Raw genomic sequence first — 1,543 nt, 5'->3', positions numbered from 1 at the left:
ATGAAAAGACCTACGGTGTTTACGCCAGAACAGTCTACAATCCCCGCGAAAGGTTTCTGGTTGTTGACGAGAAAAGCGAGGCGAAGGGAATCGAGCTTTCAGCGTTATACTGCTCCCTCTTAACTGACCCGGAGTACTTCTGCGGTGAAGAGAGCCTGATGTACCAGCTTAAGGTCGGCGAGTTTGAGGGACTGCCCTTCGCGAACGGTTTTGGGGGTTCAAGGGTAGCCCTCGTCGGCGAGGCACCGGGAAGGCGCGGATGTGGAAAAACGGGAATATGTTTCTACCGCGATGCCTCTGGAATGTTACTCCGCAAAACTCTATTCTCCCTCGGGATAAACCCGGACTTCCTGTACATTACCAACGTTCTCAAGTGCAACCCTCCTGAAAACAGGCTGAAGGGAATTCCGGCCGGGGCGTACGAGCTTCTTGCTAGAGAGCTCGAAATCTTGAGGCCCGAGAAAATCTTCGCAATAGGCAGAACTGCCGAAAAAGCCCTAACAGAACTGGGGTTTGAGGCTGAGTACCTGAGACATCCCGCATGGTACGTCAGGAGGGGCGTTAGGGAACCGGGTGGTGAAATCATGGAGGAATACTCCAAAATCAGGGAGGCTCTGAGTGAATGGACGCCTTAATGGTCTTTGGTTTGGCACTCCTCTGGGATTTAGCTTTGGGCGAGCCTCCTGCAAAGCTCCACCCGGTCGTGTGGTTCGGAGGAATAGCTGGGTTAATTGATTCCCGCTACAAAAGGCGCTCTCCCGTTAGGGACTTCCTGGTGGGAACCGCTACAGCCCTTATAGTTCTGGTCTTTGCCCTTTTGCTTTCAATCTTGCCCTCTTTAGCTCCGTATCCCCTCAACTATGCTTTAGCGGTTTATCTCCTCAAAAGCTCCTTTGCTATTAGAAGTTTGCACGAGCACATAGCGAGAACTGTAACGGACGACATTGACGAGAAGAGGAAATCGGTCTCGATGATAGTCAGCAGGGACGTTAGTAAGCTCGACGAAGCCCACCTCAACTCTGCAGCAATAGAGAGCCTCGCCGAGAACCTGAACGACTCCGTAATTGCCCCGCTCTTTTACTTCCTCCTCTTCGGCCTGCCGGGGGCGTTAATCTACCGCGCCGTCAACACGCTCGACGCGATGCTCGGTTATAGAAACGAGCGCTACGAATACTTCGGAAAGTTCTCCGCCAGACTTGATGACGCTCTAAACTTCATACCAGCCCGCTTAACGGTTCTCCTCTACCTCCCCCTCGGTGGAAGGAAGGTTTCTCGCTACTACCGTCTGGCGAGGTTCAAGATAAACTCCGATAAGCCTATGGCAGTAATGAGCGCCGTCCTCGGAGTCTGGCTCGAGAAGCCTGGGGTTTACCGCTTTCCGGGAAAAGCTCCTGAAAACGAGGATATAAAGCGCGCCCTGAAGGTTTACTGGCTTGTCGTTGCCGAATGGCTGGTAATCGTCTCATTACTCCTCGCAACGGGGGCCTGTCCATGCTTGAGCCCGTGATGTTCTCAACCTACCACGGCGGTGCGAGGGAAGAGG

Annotated in this window: 2 protein-coding genes; both read left to right on the top strand. The window is 53.3% G+C overall.

Going from position 1 to position 1,543, the window contains the following annotated elements; all coding sequences use genetic code 11:
- Positions 1-635: uracil-DNA glycosylase family protein (locus MV985_RS08775; protein ID WP_297465409.1), on the top strand; the 635-nt coding region annotated here is incomplete at its 5' end.
- A complete protein-coding gene (cbiB, locus tag MV985_RS08770; RefSeq protein ID WP_297465407.1) occupies positions 623-1,507 on the top strand; it encodes an adenosylcobinamide-phosphate synthase CbiB in 885 nt (294 codons plus the stop codon). The genes MV985_RS08775 and cbiB, both read left to right, overlap by 13 nt.
- The last annotated feature ends 36 nt before the right edge of the window (positions 1,508-1,543 follow it).

Origin of the sequence: Thermococcus sp., from assembly GCF_027012695.1 — an archaeon.
In the GTDB taxonomy this organism is placed as follows: Archaea; Methanobacteriota_B; Thermococci; order Thermococcales; family Thermococcaceae; genus Thermococcus.
Note: the sequence above shows the minus strand (reverse complement) of the source record. Positions and strands in the feature narration are given on the sequence as shown.

What these genes read in the sequence shown, in the direction of transcription:
- cbiB (WP_297465407.1), top strand. Translation starts at nt 623, where the DNA reads ATGGACGCCTTAATGGTCTTTGGTTTGGCACTCCTCTGGGATTTAGCT.